General features: G+C 68.4%; 15 protein-coding genes. 9 read left to right on the top strand and 6 right to left on the bottom strand.

Features of this window, described 5'->3' with window-relative positions; genetic code table 11:
- The first annotated feature begins 10 nt into the window (after positions 1-10).
- Both AB0I19_RS01795 and AB0I19_RS01790 read left to right on the top strand, forming a co-directional pair.
- On the top strand, positions 11-607 hold the full coding sequence (locus AB0I19_RS01795; RefSeq protein WP_357143379.1) for a hypothetical protein: 597 nt from the start codon (positions 11-13) through the stop codon (positions 605-607).
- A gap of 40 nt (positions 608-647) precedes the next feature.
- Complete coding sequence (locus AB0I19_RS01790; RefSeq protein ID WP_067639169.1) at positions 648-1,889, top strand: TetR/AcrR family transcriptional regulator; 1,242 nt, start codon at positions 648-650, stop codon at positions 1,887-1,889.
- 5 nt (positions 1,890-1,894) lie between these two features.
- On the opposite strand, the gene AB0I19_RS01785 is transcribed toward AB0I19_RS01790, so the two are convergent.
- From AB0I19_RS01785 to AB0I19_RS01775, 3 genes are all read right to left on the bottom strand, one after another.
- A complete protein-coding gene (locus AB0I19_RS01785) occupies positions 1,895-3,268 on the bottom strand; it encodes an FAD-dependent oxidoreductase (protein WP_357143377.1) in 1,374 nt (457 codons plus the stop codon).
- A 69-nt stretch (positions 3,269-3,337) separates the two neighbouring features.
- Entirely contained in the window at positions 3,338-4,483 is a 1,146-nt protein-coding gene (locus AB0I19_RS01780; RefSeq protein ID WP_357143375.1) for an acyl-CoA dehydrogenase family protein, read from the bottom strand.
- Positions 4,484-4,512: 29 nt separating this feature from the next.
- The gene (locus AB0I19_RS01775; protein WP_357143373.1) at positions 4,513-6,021 is read right to left on the bottom strand and encodes an aldehyde dehydrogenase family protein; all 1,509 of its coding nucleotides are present in this window, start codon (positions 6,019-6,021) and stop codon (positions 4,513-4,515) included.
- Between the two features lie 215 nt (positions 6,022-6,236).
- Between AB0I19_RS01775 and AB0I19_RS01770 the strand changes: the two genes are divergently transcribed.
- The 3 genes from AB0I19_RS01770 to fadD5 are packed head-to-tail and all read left to right on the top strand — an operon-like array spanning position 6,237 to position 9,625.
- Positions 6,237-7,223, top strand: a complete 987-nt coding sequence (locus tag AB0I19_RS01770) for a nitronate monooxygenase family protein (RefSeq protein ID WP_357143371.1) — start codon at positions 6,237-6,239, stop codon at positions 7,221-7,223.
- Positions 7,220-8,026, top strand: a complete 807-nt coding sequence (locus tag AB0I19_RS01765; RefSeq protein ID WP_357143369.1) for an enoyl-CoA hydratase — start codon at positions 7,220-7,222, stop codon at positions 8,024-8,026. Before AB0I19_RS01770 ends, AB0I19_RS01765 begins: the two co-directional genes overlap by 4 nt.
- Before the next feature lie 24 nt (positions 8,027-8,050).
- Complete coding sequence (gene fadD5 / locus AB0I19_RS01760; RefSeq protein ID WP_357143367.1) at positions 8,051-9,625, top strand: fatty-acid--CoA ligase FadD5; 1,575 nt, start codon at positions 8,051-8,053, stop codon at positions 9,623-9,625.
- On the opposite strand, the gene AB0I19_RS01755 is transcribed toward fadD5, so the two are convergent.
- The 3 genes from AB0I19_RS01755 to AB0I19_RS01745 form a co-directional block, all read right to left on the bottom strand.
- Positions 9,615-10,652 (bottom strand): alpha/beta fold hydrolase, encoded by a 1,038-nt coding sequence (locus tag AB0I19_RS01755; RefSeq protein WP_067488880.1) that lies wholly within the window; start codon positions 10,650-10,652, stop codon positions 9,615-9,617. The genes fadD5 and AB0I19_RS01755 overlap by 11 nt on opposite strands.
- A gap of 80 nt (positions 10,653-10,732) precedes the next feature.
- Positions 10,733-12,061 (bottom strand): lipase family protein, encoded by a 1,329-nt coding sequence (locus AB0I19_RS01750; protein ID WP_357143365.1) that lies wholly within the window; start codon positions 12,059-12,061, stop codon positions 10,733-10,735.
- A complete protein-coding gene (locus AB0I19_RS01745; protein ID WP_357143363.1) occupies positions 12,058-13,020 on the bottom strand; it encodes a diiron oxygenase in 963 nt (320 codons plus the stop codon). Before AB0I19_RS01745 ends, AB0I19_RS01750 begins: the two co-directional genes overlap by 4 nt.
- 320 nt (positions 13,021-13,340) lie before the next feature.
- On the opposite strand from AB0I19_RS01745, the gene AB0I19_RS01740 reads away from it, so the two are divergent.
- The 4 genes from AB0I19_RS01740 to AB0I19_RS01725 all read left to right on the top strand — a co-directional run bounded on the left by AB0I19_RS01740 (position 13,341) and on the right by AB0I19_RS01725 (position 17,014).
- A complete protein-coding gene (locus AB0I19_RS01740) occupies positions 13,341-14,735 on the top strand; it encodes a sensor histidine kinase (RefSeq protein WP_357143361.1) in 1,395 nt (464 codons plus the stop codon).
- Positions 14,735-15,166: a roadblock/LC7 domain-containing protein gene (locus AB0I19_RS01735; RefSeq protein ID WP_067488887.1), complete on the top strand. Its 432-nt coding sequence runs from the start codon at positions 14,735-14,737 to the stop codon at positions 15,164-15,166. Before AB0I19_RS01740 ends, AB0I19_RS01735 begins: the two co-directional genes overlap by 1 nt.
- A gap of 29 nt (positions 15,167-15,195) precedes the next feature.
- Positions 15,196-16,410, top strand: a complete 1,215-nt coding sequence (locus tag AB0I19_RS01730) for a cytochrome P450 (RefSeq protein ID WP_357145064.1) — start codon at positions 15,196-15,198, stop codon at positions 16,408-16,410.
- A gap of 328 nt (positions 16,411-16,738) precedes the next feature.
- The gene (locus AB0I19_RS01725) at positions 16,739-17,014 is read left to right on the top strand and encodes a MerR family transcriptional regulator (protein WP_357145061.1); all 276 of its coding nucleotides are present in this window, start codon (positions 16,739-16,741) and stop codon (positions 17,012-17,014) included.
- The last annotated feature ends 1 nt before the right edge of the window (position 17,015 follow it).

Below are 17,015 nucleotides of genomic sequence, written 5' to 3'. Positions count from 1 at the left end.
AGATGACCTCATGAGCACAGACGAAAAAGACACCGGCACAACGGAATCCGATACCCCCGCCGTGGAGACCGCGGAACCGGCCGTCACCGGGCGGTGGACCGCCGAGCGCAAGTCCCTCGTCCTCCGTGCCGCCGCGGCCCTCGCCGTCGGCGCCTCGGTGGCGAGTTCGGTGATCCTGTTCCTCGAGAACAAGGAGAGCAAGGACCTGCTCGCCGCCCAGCAGGGCGCCCGCGAAGCCGCCTGCCGCTACGCCCCGGTCCTGGCCGACTACGACAGCAAGAGCCTCGACGGCTATTTCCAGGCCGTCCTCGACGGCGCGACCGGCGACTGGAAGAAGCAGTTCGAAGCGACGAGCACCGAGCTGCGCGAAGCCCTCACCCAGGGCCAGGTCACCTCGAAGGCCACCGACACCCAGTGCGCCCTGCGCACCGGCGACGAGGACTCCGCCGAGGCCATCGTGGTGATCGGCACGACCATCTCGAGCCTCGGCACCGAGCACAAGGCCAAGCCGGGCCAGCTGTCGATGGTGATGAGCCTGCACAACGACGGTGGCCGCTGGCTCGTCGAGAAGGTGAATTCCCCGCTGACAGCGACGCCCGCCCAGTGACTCCAGCGGCCGGTCCGACCGGGTACCGATAGGCGATAGCATGACAAGCGAGATGACGAGCAAGCAGATCGACGAACCCGCCGCCCCGGCACGGCAGATCCGCCGCAGGCCGAAGAACCGGCGTGCACAGATCGCGGCCGAGTCCGCGGCGGCCTTCGGTGCGCACGGCTACCACGGCGTGAGCATGGACGACATCGCCCGTCGGCTCGACATCAGTTCCGCCGCTCTCTATCGCCACTTCCCCAGCAAGTACGCGCTGTTCCGGGAGGAGCTGCTCCGGCTGTCGGGGCTGGCGCTCAGCGCGGTCGAACTGCCGCCGGAGGCCGAAGGCTGGTCGCCGAGGGAACGTCTCGATCATGTCTTCGACGCGATCATCGCCGCCACGGTCACCAACCGGCCGACCGTGGCGCTGGCCCGCTGGGAGCGGCGCTATCTGGAGCCCGCCGACTTCACCGAGTTCACCGGGCAGTTCGTCACCGCGATCGCCGCACTGCGTGGCCTGATCCGTGACGTGCGCCCCGAACTCGACGGGCACGACCGTGCCGTGCGCGCGGTGTCGGTGTTCGCGGTGGTCAGCAGCATCGGCGACCATCACGCGAGCCTGTCGGCCAAAACCCTTGCCCAGCTGTTGAAGTCGACCTGCTGGGCACTGGTCGACGCCGATCTGCGCGGCGAGCCGAGCACGGCGGCGGCCCGGCGGGGCCCCGACCTGCCGCAACCGTTCAAACACGAACTGCTGCTGCGCAAAGCGGTCGAGCTGTTCCACGAGCGTGGCTACCCCAATGTGAGTATGGAAGACATCGCCGTGGCCGCCGATCTTTCGGCGGCCTCCGCGGTGTACCGCTACTACCGCAGCAAGAGCGACCTGCTCGCGGCGGCGTTCCGGCGTGCCGCCGACCGGGTGTCGGCGGCGATTCCCACGGCGATCAACACCGCCGGGACACCCGCCGAGGCGCTGGGCACGCTCATCGATCTCTATGTCGCCGGGTCTTTCGACGAACGGGCGCTGACCTTCGTCTACTACGCCGAGTTCACCCATGTCGACCAGGCCGATCAGGTGACCTTGCGGCACCTGCAGCAACTCATCATCACCGAGTGGGCGAAACTCGTCGCCGAGGCCAGGCCGGAGCTGTCGATCGGCGAGGCCAGGATCCTGGTCCACGCCGCGTTCAGCCTGGTGGTCGACCTCGGACGCGTCTTCGGTGACGACGGGATCTGCCCGCAGGATCTCGTGGTCCGGCTGCTCCAGACCGTCACCCTCGGTCGTCCGCTCCCCCGCTGAGTCGTTCAGTCGCCGCGCGCCACCGCACGGGTGGCCGCGCGGGCGGCGACGAGCACCGGATCCCACACCGGCGAGAACGGCGGCGCGTAGCCGAGGTCCAGGGCGGTCATCTGCTCCACCGTCATCCGGGCGGTGAGTGCGACCGCCGCGATGTCGACGCGCTTGGCCGCGCCCTCGCGCCCGACGATCTGCACACCGAGCAGCCTGCCCGTGCGGCGTTCGGCGAGCATCTTCACCGTCATCGGTTCGGCGCCGGGGAAATAACCCGCACGCCCGGTGGATTCGATGGTGACCGTGTGGAACTGCAGGCCGGCTCGCTCGGCGTCGTCCTCGAGCAGACCGGTGCGGGCGACCTCGAGATCGCACACCTTGCTGACGGCGGTGCCGACCACGCCGGGAAAGGTGGCGTACCCGCCGCCGATGCCCGTACCGATCACCTGGCCGTGTTTGTTGGCGTGGGTGCCGAGCGCGATGTGCACCAGCTCACCGGAGACCAGATCGAGTACCTCCACGCAGTCGCCGCCCGCCCAGATGTCGTCGTGACCACGCACCCGCTGGGCGAGATCGGTGAGAAGGCCGCCGGATTCACCGAGCGGCAGACCGGCGCGCCGGGCCAGGTCGGTGGCCGGTCGTACGCCGAGACCGAGGACGACCACATCGGCCGGGTACTCGGTGTCGGCGGTGAGCACCGCACGCACGTGCCCATCGGCATCGGTACGCATACCGGTCACCTCGGTGCCGGTGACCAATCGGATTCCCATGCCGACCATGGCTTCTCGGACCAGCGCGCCCATATCGGGATCGAGTGTCGACATGGGCTCCGGACCCCGGGTCACCATGGTGACCCGGAATCCGCGCCGGATGAGTGCCTCGGCCATCTCGACCCCGATGTAGCCCGCCCCCACGACGACGGCGTCGCGTCCCGACGACGAAACCAGCGCCTCGATGAGGTCCTCACCGTCGTCGAGGGTCTGCACGCCGAACACACCGTCGGCGTCGATGCCGGGCAGCGGCGGGCGGATCGGGGTGGCGCCGGTAGCGAGCACCAGCTTGTCGTAGCCGGTCCAGGCCTCGTCGCCGGTGTCGAGGTCACGCGAGAGCACTTGCCGCCCAGCGATATCGAGCTCGATCACCTCGGTGCGCATGCGCAGATCGATCGCGCGGGCACGGTGTTCCTCGGGTGAACGGGCGATCAGGTCGTCGGCCTCGGCGACGTCACCGCTGACCCAGTACGGAATGCCGCACGCGGAATACGAGGCGTGTCTGCCCTTCTCGAACACCACGATCTCGAGTTCGTCGGCGCCGCGCAGCCTGCGCGCCTGCGAGGCCGCCGACATGCCTGTCGCGTCGGCGCCGATGACAACCATGCGTTCGGCCATGCCGACCACGGTAGCGCGTGGGTTCTCGCCGCCACCCCCCAACGGTCGCGGCGGCGAGAACCCCGCGGGTCACAGGCCCAGCGTGCGCCCGATGATGTCGCGCTGGATCTCGCTGGTGCCACCGAAGATGGTCGACACCAGGGCGCCGCGCACATGCTTTTCCATGTCGAACTCGCGCGCGTACCCGTAGCCGCCCATCATCTGCATGCCCTCGAGCGCCACCCGCTTGGCGGTCTCGGTGGCCTTGAGCTTGGCCATCGAGGCCTCACGCGCCAGCATCTTGTCCGGATTCGCGTCGGCCTCGCGGGCCACGCTGTAGATCAGCAGCTTGGTGCACTCGATCTCGGTGGCCAGATCGGCCAGCCGGTGCCGCAGCGCCTGGAAGGTGCCGACCGGCCTGCCGAACTGCTTGCGCTGGGTGACGAACTCCAGAGTGTCGGCGAAGGCACGTTCGGCGGCACCGAGACTCATCGCGGCCAGGATCAGCCGCTCGAAGTTCAGGCCGGTCATGAGCTGACGCCAACCGTTGCCCTCCTCGCCGACCACCGCGTCCTCGGGGAGCACGCAGTCGGTGAAGTACAGGTCGTTGGTTTCCTTCTGGTTGCCCATCAGCTCGATCGGGGTGATCTGCAGCCCCGGGGTGTTCGCGGGCACGTGGAACATGGTGAGTCCCTCGTGCTTTCCGCCCTCCTTGGAAGTGCGGGCCACCAGCAGGATGTTCTCGGAGATGTGCGCGTTGGAACACCAGGTCTTCTGGCCGTTGATCAGCCAGCCGTCGGCGGTCTTGACCGCCTTGGTCGACAGGTTGCCCACGTCCGAGCCCGCCTCGGGTTCCGACATCGAGATCGACTGCGACGCACCGCGGACGATGCCGCGCAGCACGTTCTCCTTCTGCGCGTCGGTACCGAACTTGGCGTAGGCACCGCCGGTGATCAGGGTCGGCCCGATCGCGCCGATCGGCAGCATGCCGCGGTGGGTCTCCTCGAGCAGGATGCACATGTCGACCATCGAGGCCGCCGACCCGCCGTACTCCTCGGGCACCGTCAGCCCCAGCCACCCGAGCTCGGCCATCTTCGCGTAGACCGCCGGGTTGTGCTGTTCTCTGTCGTGATCGGTGAGCTCGTCACGCTGCGCCCTTGTACCCGCCTCGCGCTTGGCGAACGCGGCGACCGCCGCGGCGAAATCCTTCTGTTCCGAGGTGAATTCGACGCCCATACTGTTCCTCTGCTTCCTGATTGCTGGGTCTACTTGGCGCGGCCGAAGCGGCGCACGGTGAGTTTCCTGACCATCGCGATGGTCGATTCGGTCCTGGCGAACGACTGCAACGCCATGCCGGGAATCGCGAAGCGCTGCCGCGCGATCGAATGCGGGCGGGTGAAGCCGAGCAGCCCGGCCGCACCGTGGATCCGGCCGACCCCTGACTCCCCCACGCCGCCGAACGGCAGTGCGGGAATGGCGGCGTAGGCGGCGGGGCTGTTCACCGAGGTGGCGCCCGCCCGCAGTTCGCGCGCGATGGCCATGCCGCGTTTGCGGGAGAACACCGACGAGGCGAGCCCGTAGCGGGAGTCGTTGGCCAGGCGGATCGCCTCGGCCACATCCTGGACCTTGCGCACCGTCAGGGTCGGGCCGAAGGTCTCCTCGCGCACCGCGAGGGAGTTCTCCGGGACGTCGACGAGCACGATCGGGCGGACGAACGGCGCCTCGATCGAGTCGGCGCCACCGACCAGGGCGGTCGCGCCGTCGGCGAGGGCGGCGTCGACATGCTCGGCGACCACGTCGACCTGGGCGGGCAACGTCATCGGCCCGTAGGCGGCGTCGCCGTCGGAGCCCGGTACCAGCTCGCGCACCCGCTTGGTCAGTTCGGCGAGGAACTCCTCGTACACCGAGGCGACCACGTAGCAGCGTTCGGTGCCGACACAGGTCTGCCCGGAGTTGGCCATCGCCGACCACACGATCGCGTCGGCGGCCGCGGCCACGTCGGCGTCCTCGGCGACGATGGCCGCGTCCTTGCCACCGCATTCCAGCACGACCGGGGTGAGCCGCTCGGCGGCAGCTGCCATGATCCGCTTGCCGGTGGCGGTCGAGCCGGTGAAGGCGATCATGTCGACACCGGACTCCACCAGCGCACGGCCGGTCTCCCCCGGCCCGGTCACCACACTCAGGATCCCCTCGGGCAGGCCGGGATTGGCCTCGGCGAAGGCGTTCACATACCAGTGCCCGATGCCGGTGGTGAGTTCGCTCGGCTTGAACACGACGGTGTTGCCTGCGGCCAGGGCGTAGGCGATGGACCCGTTCGGGGTGTACACCGGGTAGTTCCACGGGCCGATCACACCGACCACACCGTGCGGACGCTGCTCGATCACCGCCTCGTGGTTGGCCATCATCAGCCCCGGCCAGACCTTCTTGGGCTTCAGTACCCGCTGCGCGTTTTCGGCGGCCCAGTTCAGATGTTCGACCGCGGTGATGATCTCGAGATAGGCGTCGTCGAGCGGTTTGCCGTTCTCCGCGTGGATCAGCGCACAGAACTCGTCGGCGCGCAGCACCAGCTGGGACGCCCAGCGTTGTAACGCCCGCTTCCGCTCGGTGAACCCGAGTTCGCGCCATGACTGTGCGGCCACGCGAGCCTGCGCGACGACGGCCGACACCCGCTCGGCGTCGTCGACCGGCCAGCTGCCGACGGGCTCGCCGGTGGCCGGATTCGCGGTGGCGATCATTGTCGCAGAAATCGGTGTTGCGGTGGGGGTTTCGGTCATTGTCGACCTTCCTTCAGGTCACTCGTTCGCGGTGTGGCGGTGCGCGGTTCCACTGGGCGGGCAACTCGCCGCACGAGGTGTTGACAGGCCGCGTCGGCCGCCATTAAGTTAATCACAATTCTCGCTAAGTTAATCATGATTCTGTCCGGTTGCCCAGAGCCGTCCTGGTTCTGCCCGCGACCGGCGGGAACGTCTGAATCCGGAGGGAGAGCGCGATGCTGCGCACCCGATTCACCGAGGCATTCGGTGTCGAGCACCCGATCGTGCAGGGCGGGATGATGTGGGTCGGCCGCGCCGAACTCGCCGCCGCCGTGTCCGAAGCGGGTGGTCTCGGCATCATCACCGGCCTCACCCAGCCCACGCCGCAGGCACTGCGCGAAGAGATCGCCCGCACCAGGGATCTCACCGACAAGCCGTTCGGGGTGAACCTGACGATCCTGCCGTCCATTACGCCGCCGCCCTACGAGGAGTACCGGCAGGCGATCATCGACGGCGGGGTGAAGATCGTCGAGATCGCCGGCGGAAATCCGGCCACCCACCTGCCGTTCCTCAAGGACGCGGGCATCAAGGTGCTGCACAAGTGCACCAGCGTCAAGCACGCCCTCAAGGCGCAGCAGGTCGGTGTCGACGGTGTGAGCATCGACGGCTTCGAATGCGCCGGGCACCCCGGCGAGAACGACACCCCGGGCCTGGTCCTCATCCCGGCCGCGGCGCGTGAGCTCGAGATCCCGATGATCGCCTCCGGCGGGATCGCCGACGCGCGCGGCCTGGTCGCGGCCATGGCGCTCGGCGCCGACGGGGTGAACATGGGCACGAGGTTCCTGTGCACCGTGGAGTCACCGATCGCGCACGCCGTGAAGGAGAAGATCGTGGCCAACACCGAGCTCGACACGAAGCTGATCTTCCGCACCATGCACAACACCGCCCGGGTGGCCGACAACGCCGTCAGCCGCCAGGTGGTCGAGATCGAGCGTGGGGGCGGCACGTTCGCCGATGTGCGTGACCTGGTCGCCGGTGCGCGCGGGCGCAAGGTCTACGAGGACGGCGACCTCGACGCGGGCATCTGGAGCGTCGGCCAATGTCAGGGCCTCATCCACGACATCCCCACCTGCGCCGACCTGATCGACCGGATGGTGCGCGAGGCCGAGCAACTGATCGCGGACCGCCTGGCCGGCTCGATCGTCGAGGCGGTGGCCCGATGAGCGCGAGCGTTCTCAGCACCGAGGAACACGGCGTCCTGCGGATCACGATCGACCGTCAGGCGCGGATGAACGCCATCGATCTGGTGACCATGACCGAGCTGTGCGACCTGGTCACCGCGGCCGCGACGACGCCGTCGGTGCGGGTCATCGTGCTGACGGGGGCGGGGGCTGCCTTCTGCACCGGTGCCGATCTGGCCGCGGCCAGCGCGGCGGGTGGCAACGAGGCGTCCCCGGAGGTGGTGATGGATCGCGCCAACGACCTTATCCGGGCCATCGTCGATTCGCCGCTGCCGGTGATCGCGCAGGTCAACGGCCCCGCTGCCGGTGTCGGCACATCCATCGCCTTGGCTGCAGACCTCATCTACGCCGCCGAGAACGCCTACCTGCTGCTGCCGTTCACCTCCATCGGGCTGATGCCCGACGGCGGCGCGACAGCCGTGGTCGCGGCGTCCATGGGCCGCGCCCGCGCCGCCGAATTCGCCTTGCTCGGCGCCCGGTTGCCCGCGACCGAGGCCGCCGCCGCGGGCCTCATCACCCGCGCGATTCCGTCGGAAGAGCTCGGCGCACACGTCGAAACCGTCGCCGCCAAGCTCGCCGCGGGACCGCGCCGGGCGCTGCAACTCACCAAGGCCGCGCTCAACGCGGCCACCCTCGCCGGGCTGGATGCCGCCCTGGCCAGGGAGAAGACCGGCCAGTCCGAGCTGCTCACCTCCGCCGATTTCCTCGAGGGAATGACCGCGATGCTCACCCGCCGGGCGCCACGGTTCGACGGCGCCGTCCACCCCATCACCGATCCGGCCTGAGTCCGGCGTTCCGCAGGAGACGAGATGTCAACCGCTACCGAACCGATGCGCTCGCGACGCAATCACTGGATGAACCAGATCGCGATCCACGCCACCACGATTCCCGATTCGCCCGCGCTGCGGTTCCTCGGCAAGACGACCACCTGGGGCGAACTGCACGACCGCGTACAACGCCTGGCCGACGCGCTCGCGCGCCGAGGTGTCGGCGAGGGCGACCGGGTGATGATCCTGATGCTCAACAACGCCGAGTACATCGAGTCGGTGTTCGCGATCAACACCCTCGGCGCCATCGCGGTGCCGGTGAACTTCCGGCTCACCCCGCCCGAGATCGTCTACCAGGTCACCGACAGCGGTGCGCGCACGATCATCACCGACGCAGTCCTCGCGCCGCTGGTCGGGGCCGTCGCCGCGCAGACCGACGCGCTGGCCACCCGGATCGTGGTCGGCGGCACCACCGGTGACGGCGTCCTCGGCTACGACGACCTGCTCGCCGAACAGGGCGACCCGCACGAGCCGCTCGATGTCCCCGAAGACAGTGCCGCGCTGATCATGTACACCTCGGGCACCACCGGCAATCCCAAGGGCGCGGTGCTCACGCACCTGAACATGAACTCCCAGGCCCTCACCTGTATCCGGGCCATGCAGTACCGCGCCGACGACATCGCCTTCTGCGCCTCACCGCTGTTCCATATCGCCGGATTGGGCAGTGTCGCCGCGTGTTTCGTGCTCGGCGCGCTCACCGTGATCCACCCGCTCAAGGCCTTCGACGCCACCGAGGTGCTCGACGCCTGGGAGCGCGAACGGGCCACCTCGGTGTTCCTCGTGCCCGCGCAGTGGCAGATCGTGTGCGCCGATCCCACCGTGGCGCGGCGGGATCTGCGTTTGCGCGTGATCAGTTGGGGCGCCGCCCCCGCCTCCGACACCGTGCTGCGCGCGATGGCCGAGACCTTCCCGAACGCATTGAACGTCGCGGTGTTCGGGCAGACGGAGATGTCTCCGATCACCTGCGTGCTCGACGGTGAGGACGCGATCCGCAAACTCGGTTCGGTCGGCAAGCCGATCCCGACCATCGCCACCCGCATCGTCGACGACGAGATGAACGATGTCGGCCCCGGCGAGGTGGGCGAAATCGTCTACCGCGGACCGACCTTGATGCGCGAGTACTGGAACAACCCGCGGGCCACCGCCGACGCGTTCGCCGGCGGTTGGTTCCACTCGGGCGATCTGGTGCGCCGCGACGAGGAGGGCTTCGTCTACGTCGTCGACCGCAAGAAGGACATGATCATCTCCGGCGGCGAGAACATCTACTGCGCCGAAGTGGAGAACGTGCTGTTCGCCCATCCCCGCATCCGGGAGGCGGCGGTGATCGGCCGAGCCGACGACAAGTGGGGCGAGGTGCCCGTCGCCGTCGTGGTCACCGAGGACGGCGCCGACATCACCCTGACCGACCTCGCCGAGCACCTCGACACCCACCTGGCGCGCTACAAGCACCCCAAGGCGCTGGTGGTGGTCGAGGAGCTGCCGCGCAATGCGGGCGGCAAGGTGGTCAAGCACGCACTGCGCACCGAGCACGGTTCGGCGCAGGTGGTCAGCGGCTGAGGAACTCGTCGATCGCCGGCCAGGTGATCTGCGCGGCGGTCGCACTGGCGAGCAATCCCAGGTGACCGCCGCGCACCTCGACGAATTCCACCTCGGCGTTCGGCAGCACGTCCAGGCCGCGGCGCACCGAGGAGGCGGGCACCACCGCGTCGCCGCGGCTGCCGAGCAGCAGCACGGGGCAGGTGACCTTGGCCAGTTCGATCACCAGATCCGAGCGCAGCCGGATATAGCCCTCGGCGAGTTCGTTGCGCAGCACCAGGCTGCGGTGGATCTGCCAGTAGGAACGCCCCGGGTAACCGGGCATCGAGGCCATGAACCGCTCGGTCGCCTCGAACCGAGCCAGCGCCTCGGTGTCGAGCGCGTTGCGGATCAGGTAGGCGGGCTTGGTGATCTCGCGGTCCAGTGCCTGCAACCGGAAGCCGAGACGCACGAATTCCTGCGGGATACCACCCATGATCCGGGTGGCCAGGGCCATCTCCTTGCCACCGGTGATCTTGGCGGCCAGGCGCATCGGCGCCAGCAGCGGGGTGCGGCGCTGGTCGATGGGGGCCGCGAGCGCGGTGATGGACGCGATCGGCAGGCCGGCGTCGGCGGCGGCGGTGAGCAGGGCGAACACCCCGCCCAGCGACCAGCCGATGAGGTCGACCGGCCGGTCGTGTTCGGCGGCGACCCACGCGATGGCCTCGGGCAGGATGTCGTCGATCCAATCCTCGAGGCCGAGATTCCGGTCGGCGTAACCGAATTGGCCGTAATCGATCACGTACGGCTGTCGCCCCTGCTCGATCAGGTGGCGAACCAGGCTCTGACCGGGACGCAGATCGAAGCACGCAGGGGTCACCGCCAGCGGCGGCACCAGCAGCACCGGGTTTCCCCCGGCGTGGCCGGCGGCCTCGTACCGCTTCAGATGGCGGTGCGGTCGCTCGTACACCGTGGTCGACGGGGTGGGCTCGCCGGATTCGAGCCCACCGCCGAACGAGACGGCCCACACATTCCGTACCGCGCGCGGTACATCGGTCACAATCCCCACCGATAACCCCTTATCTCACCGGCTGCCGTCGGCAGTCCCTACGGGCGAGTATCTTACCAGTGAGTAAGTTTAGGGTTCGGTCAGGCGGCGCGCTGGTCCCGCTTCGCCGGGTTCGCGAGCTCGCGCCCGGTCACCGATTTGGTGATCGGGCGCGCGAACAGGACTCGCACCACAGCCCTGGCCAGGTCGGCGAGACCGTGGCGGCCCGCGGGCAGACCGAGGACACTGAGCACGGTCCTGGTCTGCGAGGGTGTCACCGGCAGCCCGGCGAAGCGGTCGGCCAGCCAGTTCAGGCTCAGCGGGGCCGAGCCTGCCAGCAGGCTCAGGTGCTCGCTGAGCCGGTCGCGCAGGTAGGTCACGTGCGCGCCGTTGGCCCGGTAGCGCTGCACGAGCGCGTCGATGTCGTCGACCGCGATGATCTGGTCGTGCACCGCTTGGGTCACCAGCAGCGGCGCCGCCGGGGCTCGGTCGCCGAGGGTGAGGTCGGCGAACATCTCGAGCATCGCCTCGAGGGCCAGCAATTCGGTCATGGGCGCACCGGAGTGGCGGTCGACGCTGTACCTGGCCAGCCGCAACACCGCACCCACCGTCGTCGACTCGGCCGCCTTGTCGAGCACCGCACGGCCCTCGTCGGAGAAATGGGTGTCGACCAGTTCGGCGAACGCCGGATACACCCGGCGCAGCGCCGCGACCACCAGGGTCGGCAAGCCCGCGTGCAGGCCGCCGTTGAGCCGGTGGAAGGTGGAGACGAGGTCACCGACCGGTGAGCCGAGCACCGCGCCGGCGATATCGAGCTCGGGCGCGTAGGTCGGCGCCATCTCGGCGGCCCACGCCGAGGCGAGGCCGCCTCCCGAGTAGCCCCACAAGCCCACTTGGGCGTCGGGCGCGAGGCCGCCCGGTTCGAAGGCGAGTGCCGCGCGAATGCCGTCGAGGGCGCGGTAGCCCGGTTCCCGTGGCGCACCCCACGCACCGAGCATGCCCTCGTGATCGGGCACCGATACCGCCCAGCCCCTGGACAACGCGTCGGCGAAGAGCAGCAGTTCGATGTGGGCACAGGTGCCGATCGCCCGTGAGCCGCGGCGCAGCGAGTAGGACGGGAAGGCGCGCGGCGCGATGGCGTCGATCGCGGACTGGAACGAGACGAGTGGCGCACCCTCGGCGACACCGTCGGCCGGAGCGATCACCGTGGTGACGGCGGCCTCGGGTACGCCGTTGAGATCGTTGCTGCGATACAGCAGCTGCCAGGCCCGGGCCCGCAGGGGAATCAGCCCGAACGCCGCCAATTCCACCGGGCGCCAGCGCAACAGCGTGCCCGGCGCCGATCTGTCGAATCCGTCGCGTGGCACATAGAACGGATCGGCGTCGGGCAGCCGCACCTCGGTGGGGGCCGCCCAGCTCTCCGGGATCACGCGGTGACCCGGCGGGCCGGTTCGCTGCGGTAGCGCGAGACGGGGCCGTCGATGCCAAGCGCCCGCCACACCAGCTTGGCTACGGGGTTCATCAGGCCGATGTCGGTGGCCAGGGCGCGCACGTCGGTGAACACGTCACGCTTGGTGTGCCGGGATTCGGTGCTACCCCAGTAGGCCTCGCGCATCACCTCGCCCGGAATATGGAACTTGTCCACGAATTCCTTCGGCGGGGTGGCGATCATCGACAGCATCACCCGCATCACGACGGGGAACAGCACCGAGAGCAGCGACCGAGTGGCCGGGTGCATCGCCGGCACGTTCTTGCGCAGGTACTCGTGCGCGAAGGAGATGTGGCGGGCTTCCTCCGCGACATGGATCTGCATCACCCGGTGCACCATCGGATGCAGGTCGAAACCGCCGCGCAGCAACGACTTCTGCAGGTGATCGATCGGCTCCTCACCACCGAGCACCAGGGTGAAGAACAACTCGGGGAAATACTTCACCGCGGGCCAGATGATCATCGTCAGCTTGCGGTCGATCGGGCCCATGCCGATCACATCGCGGTAGCCGATGCGGTTGATCATCTCCTGGAACATCATCGTGTGGTTGCACTCTTCGGCAGCCTCGTGCGTGACGTACCGGAATTCCGGATCACCGTTGGGCACCGAGATCAGGTACTGCATCAGGCCACGGATGAGTAGCTGTTCGAAGTCGATACCGACCTTGGCGATGCCCGCCTGCCGCCACATACCCATGGCGATCTGGCGTTCCACGGGCTGAGCCCGGTACCAGGGGTGGCGACCCAACGGGTCCTCGGTGGGCATGATCCAGCGAGGGTCGTCGGAATGCACCGCCATTTCCGGTGCGTCCCAATCGATGTCGACATAGGGGTCGAAGTGTTTGCTCACCGATCCCTCGGACAAGCCCTGCAGAATATCGTGGTAAGTGGACAACGTCATCGGTGTCTCCTAGCGGTGGTTCCACTGTTCAGTTTAGTGGTACCGGCGGTTCCATTCAAGTGTAGATGGAACTTCGTGTCACATATATCTTGGCACGCCGTCACCGGATGCGGAATAGGGACGAATCACTTTCGGTACCAACACTTTCCGACCGCGAAATACGCACTGATAAGGTGTGTGCGGATTCGCCGGAAGCGCAGCACAGCGGGACGGGGACAGGCCGCACTCGCACGGTTGCACCGCCGGCAACAGTCTCGCCGGAGGGACCGGCGAGGTTCCGGCCACCAGGCTCTTCGGCCGGTGAGACGACAAAGGAACCGATGACCCCGACAATCGCGGTGTTCTTGTTCGGTATCGCAACATTGGTGTTGCTCGGCGCTGTCGCGGTGGCTCTGGTCGCACTGCGCAACGAGCGTCACGTCCGTGCCCGGCTGTCCTCGGCCGAACGCGAGCTCTACGCGCACGACGAGGCGATGACGCGCCTGATCGAGGCAACCCTGCCGAGGATCACCGAAGCCATCCGCCGCAACGACGAACCCGACGTCACCGCCGAGGTCCCCGCCCAGCTGCGGGACTCGCCGTTCGCGCACAAGATCGCCCGGATCGCGGCCGAGCACGCCGACGATCTCGCCCTGGTGCGCGAGGAAACCCGCCTCGCCGTGGAACACGAGGCGCAGGAGCGCGCCGACGACCGGGTGGAGGCCGTCCGCGCGGAGACCCGCGCGCAGGTCGCCGCCGAAGCCCGTGCCGCGACGGGCAACGCGGTGCGCGCCTTCGGCACCACCGTGGTGAGCCTGGGCGCCGACGTGGGCCAGGTGGTCAGCAACGCGTTGCGCGAGAACCGCAACGACGAGGTGTACGGCACCCTGAGCCGCATCGACCACACCGTGCAGCAGATGATCCGGCAGGCGCAGTCGTATGTGCTCGTCTCCGGCGGCCTGCCCGGCAGGCGCTGGCCGCAGCAGACCGTCGACGACGTGGTCGCGGGCGCGACCAGCCGGGTACGCGATTACCTGCGGGTGCGGGCGGGACATTGCGACCGGGTGGTCATCAGCCGCGCCGTCGAGCCGCTGGTGCACACCGTGGCCACCTTGCTCGACAACGCCCTGCGCTACTCGCCGCCTTCGTCGTTCGTCGATGTCGCCTTCCAGCAGGGACACCACGGCGTCACCCTGATCATCGACGACGCGGGCGTGCGGATGAGCCAGGAGCAGATGGAGGAGGCGCGCCAGATCCTGTCGGGCGAGCGCGTGATCGATATCAACGCACTCGGGCCGTCACCGAAGATCGGCTTTCCCGGTGTGGCGGCACTGGCCCGCCGCTACGGCTTCGCGGCCTACGTCGACGGTCCCAATGTCTACGGCGGTACCCGCGCGATGGTCTTCATCCCCTCCGCGCTGCTCGTCGACAAGTCCGACGCCCGCTCGAACGAGCTAGAGCAGGCCGATGTGCCACCGGAACCCGTTGTGCGAGAAGATGTTTCCGAGCCACGGGAAGTCGAGGCGGTGGCTGTGGCGGCCCCACCCGAACACACGGCACCCGACACGACCCCCGGTGGTTTACCCAAACGCACGCGACGAGTCGTTGCCCCCGCCACCGGCGGTGCCACGGGCGCGGAATCGCCCGGCAGACCGGAACTGGTCACCGCCTGGCACAGCGGATCCCGGCACGGCCGCGCCGCGGCCGAACGTTCCATCGACGGACAGGACAGCTGATGAGCACTTCCCTCACCGACAGCACCAACCGCCTGGCTTGGCTGTTGGACGATCTGGAGCTCGACGGCGTGCGGTTCGCGGTCCTCTTATCCGATGACGGTCTACGGGTGGCCCACTCGCCCGGTATCAGCAAGGACGAGGCCGAGCGGTTCGCCGCCGCGGCCTCCGGGTTGCGCTCGCTAGGCAAGGCGCTCGGCGAGTTCTGCGGCGGTTTCGCGAATACGGTGCGCCAGAACATGACCGAGTACGACGAGGGGATGATTCTGATCACCGCCGCCGGGGCGGGCACCCTGCTCGGTGTCGCGACCACGGCCGATGTCGATCTCGGACTCGTCGCGCACCGGATGAACGATCTGGCCGAACGGGTCGGCCGCGAGCTGGGTGCCGCGCCCCGGCGTGACGAGTTCCGTCGAGCGGAGACGTCGCTGTGACGCTCGAGACCTCCTTCGGCCCCACCCCGATCTCCCCCGACTCGAACAGCGGGCAGGCCAGGGTGGCGTTGTACTCGGAGGAGTTCGCCGCCGACCCGCAGAGCACCTACCGCGAGATGCGGCGCCGCTTCGGCTCGCTGGTCCCGGTCGATCTGGTGCCCGGCGTGCCCGCCACCCTGGTGATCGGCTATCGCACCGCCGTCCAGATCCTCAACGATCCCGACCACTTCCCCGCCGATGCCCGCATGTGGGAACGCACCGTGCCCGACGACTGCCCGGTGCTGCCGATGATGTGCTACCGCCCCAACGCCCTGCGCACCGCAGGGGCCGAGCACGCCCGCTACCGGCAGGCCACCGTCGCCAGCCTGGCCGGGGTCGACCTGTACCGGTTGCAGCGCACCGTCGAGCAGTTCGCGATCCCCCTGATCAACACCTTCTGCGCCGACGGCAGTGCGGAACTGCTGAGTCAGTACGCCTTCCCGCTCGCCTTCGCGGCGCTGAACTCGATGCTCGGTGTCCCCGAGGACATCGGCGCCCGAGCGGCCGCGGGTATGGCGGCGATCTTCGAGGGCGGCGCGAGCGCGGCGCAGGGCGGCCAGATGCTCGAGGACGCGCTGTACGAACAGATCCGGCACAAACAGCTCGATCCCGGTGACGACGTCACCACCCGGCTGGTGCAGCACCCCGCCCGGCTCAACGACGAGGAGCTGATGAACCAGCTGCTCACCATGTACGGCGCGGGTATCGAACCGATGTTGAACCTGATCCTCAACACGGTGCGACTGATCCTCACCGATCAGCGCTTCGCGGGCAGCATCCTCGGCGGCAGCCTGTCGACGCGCGACGCGCTCGACGAGGTGCTCTACACCGATCCGCCGATGGCGAACCACTGCATCACCTATCCGCGTCAGCCGATCCTGGTCGAGGGTGTGTGGCTGCCCGCGCATCAGCCGGTGCTCATCAGCATGGCGGCCTGCAACACCGATCCGGCCATCGGCACCGGCGAGTTCCTCGACAATCGCGCCCACCTCGCGTGGAGTACCGGCCCGCACGGCTGCCCGGCCAAATCCCCCGCCTATCTGATCGTCCAGGAGGCCATCGATCAACTGCTCGACGCTCTGCCCGAGATGAAACTCGCGGTGCCCGAATCGGAGCTGACGTGGCGTCCGGGCCCCTTCCACCGGGCACTGACGGCGCTGCCGGTCACCTTCCCCGAGACCGCGCCGATGCCGATCTTGAACTGACCTGTCGCCGGTCGAAGAAATCTGCAGTGATGACTGTAGACATTTTGCGAGAGCAGTTGTACAGTCGCTGATGTACACGAGCTTCGACATAACCGGCAGTCACAGGAGGTGGTGGTCACTGAGCAGTCACTTACCAGTCCCGCGTCCCGGAAAGTGTCGGGGTGCGGAGTGAATGTGAAGTCAATCCCTCGTTTGTAGATCCCAGGCCCGGCGCCCAGCGCGCCGGGCCTGCCAGCGTTGACCGAGAGGCGCAGTGCAGCACGTGAACACCGACGACGGCATCAGTGCCGCCGACCGACTCGAAGACGACGACTACCCCGCCTACAGCATGGGTCGCGCCGCCGAAATCCTCGGCGTCACCCAGGCGTTCCTGCGCGCCCTCGACGCCGCGGAACTGCTGACTCCGCAGCGCTCCGCGGGCGGTCATCGCCGCTACTCCCGGTATCAGCTGCGCATCGCCGCGCGTGTACGCGAACTCGTCGACGCCGGCAACACCCTCGAATCGTCCTGTCGCATCGTGATTCTCGAAGACCAGCTCGCCGAGGCCCATCGGATCAACGCCGATCTGCGCGAGGCGCTCGGCAACCGTTCCGCCGACAGCTGAC

The organism is Nocardia sp. NPDC050413 (genome assembly GCF_040655475.1).
Lineage (GTDB): Bacteria > Actinomycetota > Actinomycetes > Mycobacteriales > Mycobacteriaceae > Nocardia > Nocardia coubleae.
This window is presented reverse-complemented; position numbering and strand designations above follow the sequence as displayed.

Bases quoted from the DNA above. Each gene is read 5' to 3' on its own strand.
- AB0I19_RS01740 (WP_357143361.1), top strand. From the start codon at position 13,341: ATGACCCCGACAATCGCGGTGTTCTTGTTCGGTATCGCAACATTGGTG.
- AB0I19_RS01745 (WP_357143363.1), bottom strand. From the start codon at position 13,020: ATGACGTTGTCCACTTACCACGATATTCTGCAGGGCTTGTCCGAGGGA.
- AB0I19_RS01795 (WP_357143379.1), top strand. From the start codon at position 11: ATGAGCACAGACGAAAAAGACACCGGCACAACGGAATCCGATACCCCC.
- AB0I19_RS01790 (WP_067639169.1), top strand. From the start codon at position 648: ATGACAAGCGAGATGACGAGCAAGCAGATCGACGAACCCGCCGCCCCG.
- AB0I19_RS01765 (WP_357143369.1), top strand. From the start codon at position 7,220: ATGAGCGCGAGCGTTCTCAGCACCGAGGAACACGGCGTCCTGCGGATC.
- fadD5 (WP_357143367.1), top strand. From the start codon at position 8,051: ATGTCAACCGCTACCGAACCGATGCGCTCGCGACGCAATCACTGGATG.
- AB0I19_RS01775 (WP_357143373.1), bottom strand. From the start codon at position 6,021: ATGACCGAAACCCCCACCGCAACACCGATTTCTGCGACAATGATCGCC.
- AB0I19_RS01785 (WP_357143377.1), bottom strand. From the start codon at position 3,268: ATGGCCGAACGCATGGTTGTCATCGGCGCCGACGCGACAGGCATGTCG.
- AB0I19_RS01735 (WP_067488887.1), top strand. From the start codon at position 14,735: ATGAGCACTTCCCTCACCGACAGCACCAACCGCCTGGCTTGGCTGTTG.
- AB0I19_RS01725 (WP_357145061.1), top strand. From the start codon at position 16,739: ATGGGTCGCGCCGCCGAAATCCTCGGCGTCACCCAGGCGTTCCTGCGC.
- AB0I19_RS01770 (WP_357143371.1), top strand. From the start codon at position 6,237: ATGCTGCGCACCCGATTCACCGAGGCATTCGGTGTCGAGCACCCGATC.
- AB0I19_RS01780 (WP_357143375.1), bottom strand. From the start codon at position 4,483: ATGGGCGTCGAATTCACCTCGGAACAGAAGGATTTCGCCGCGGCGGTC.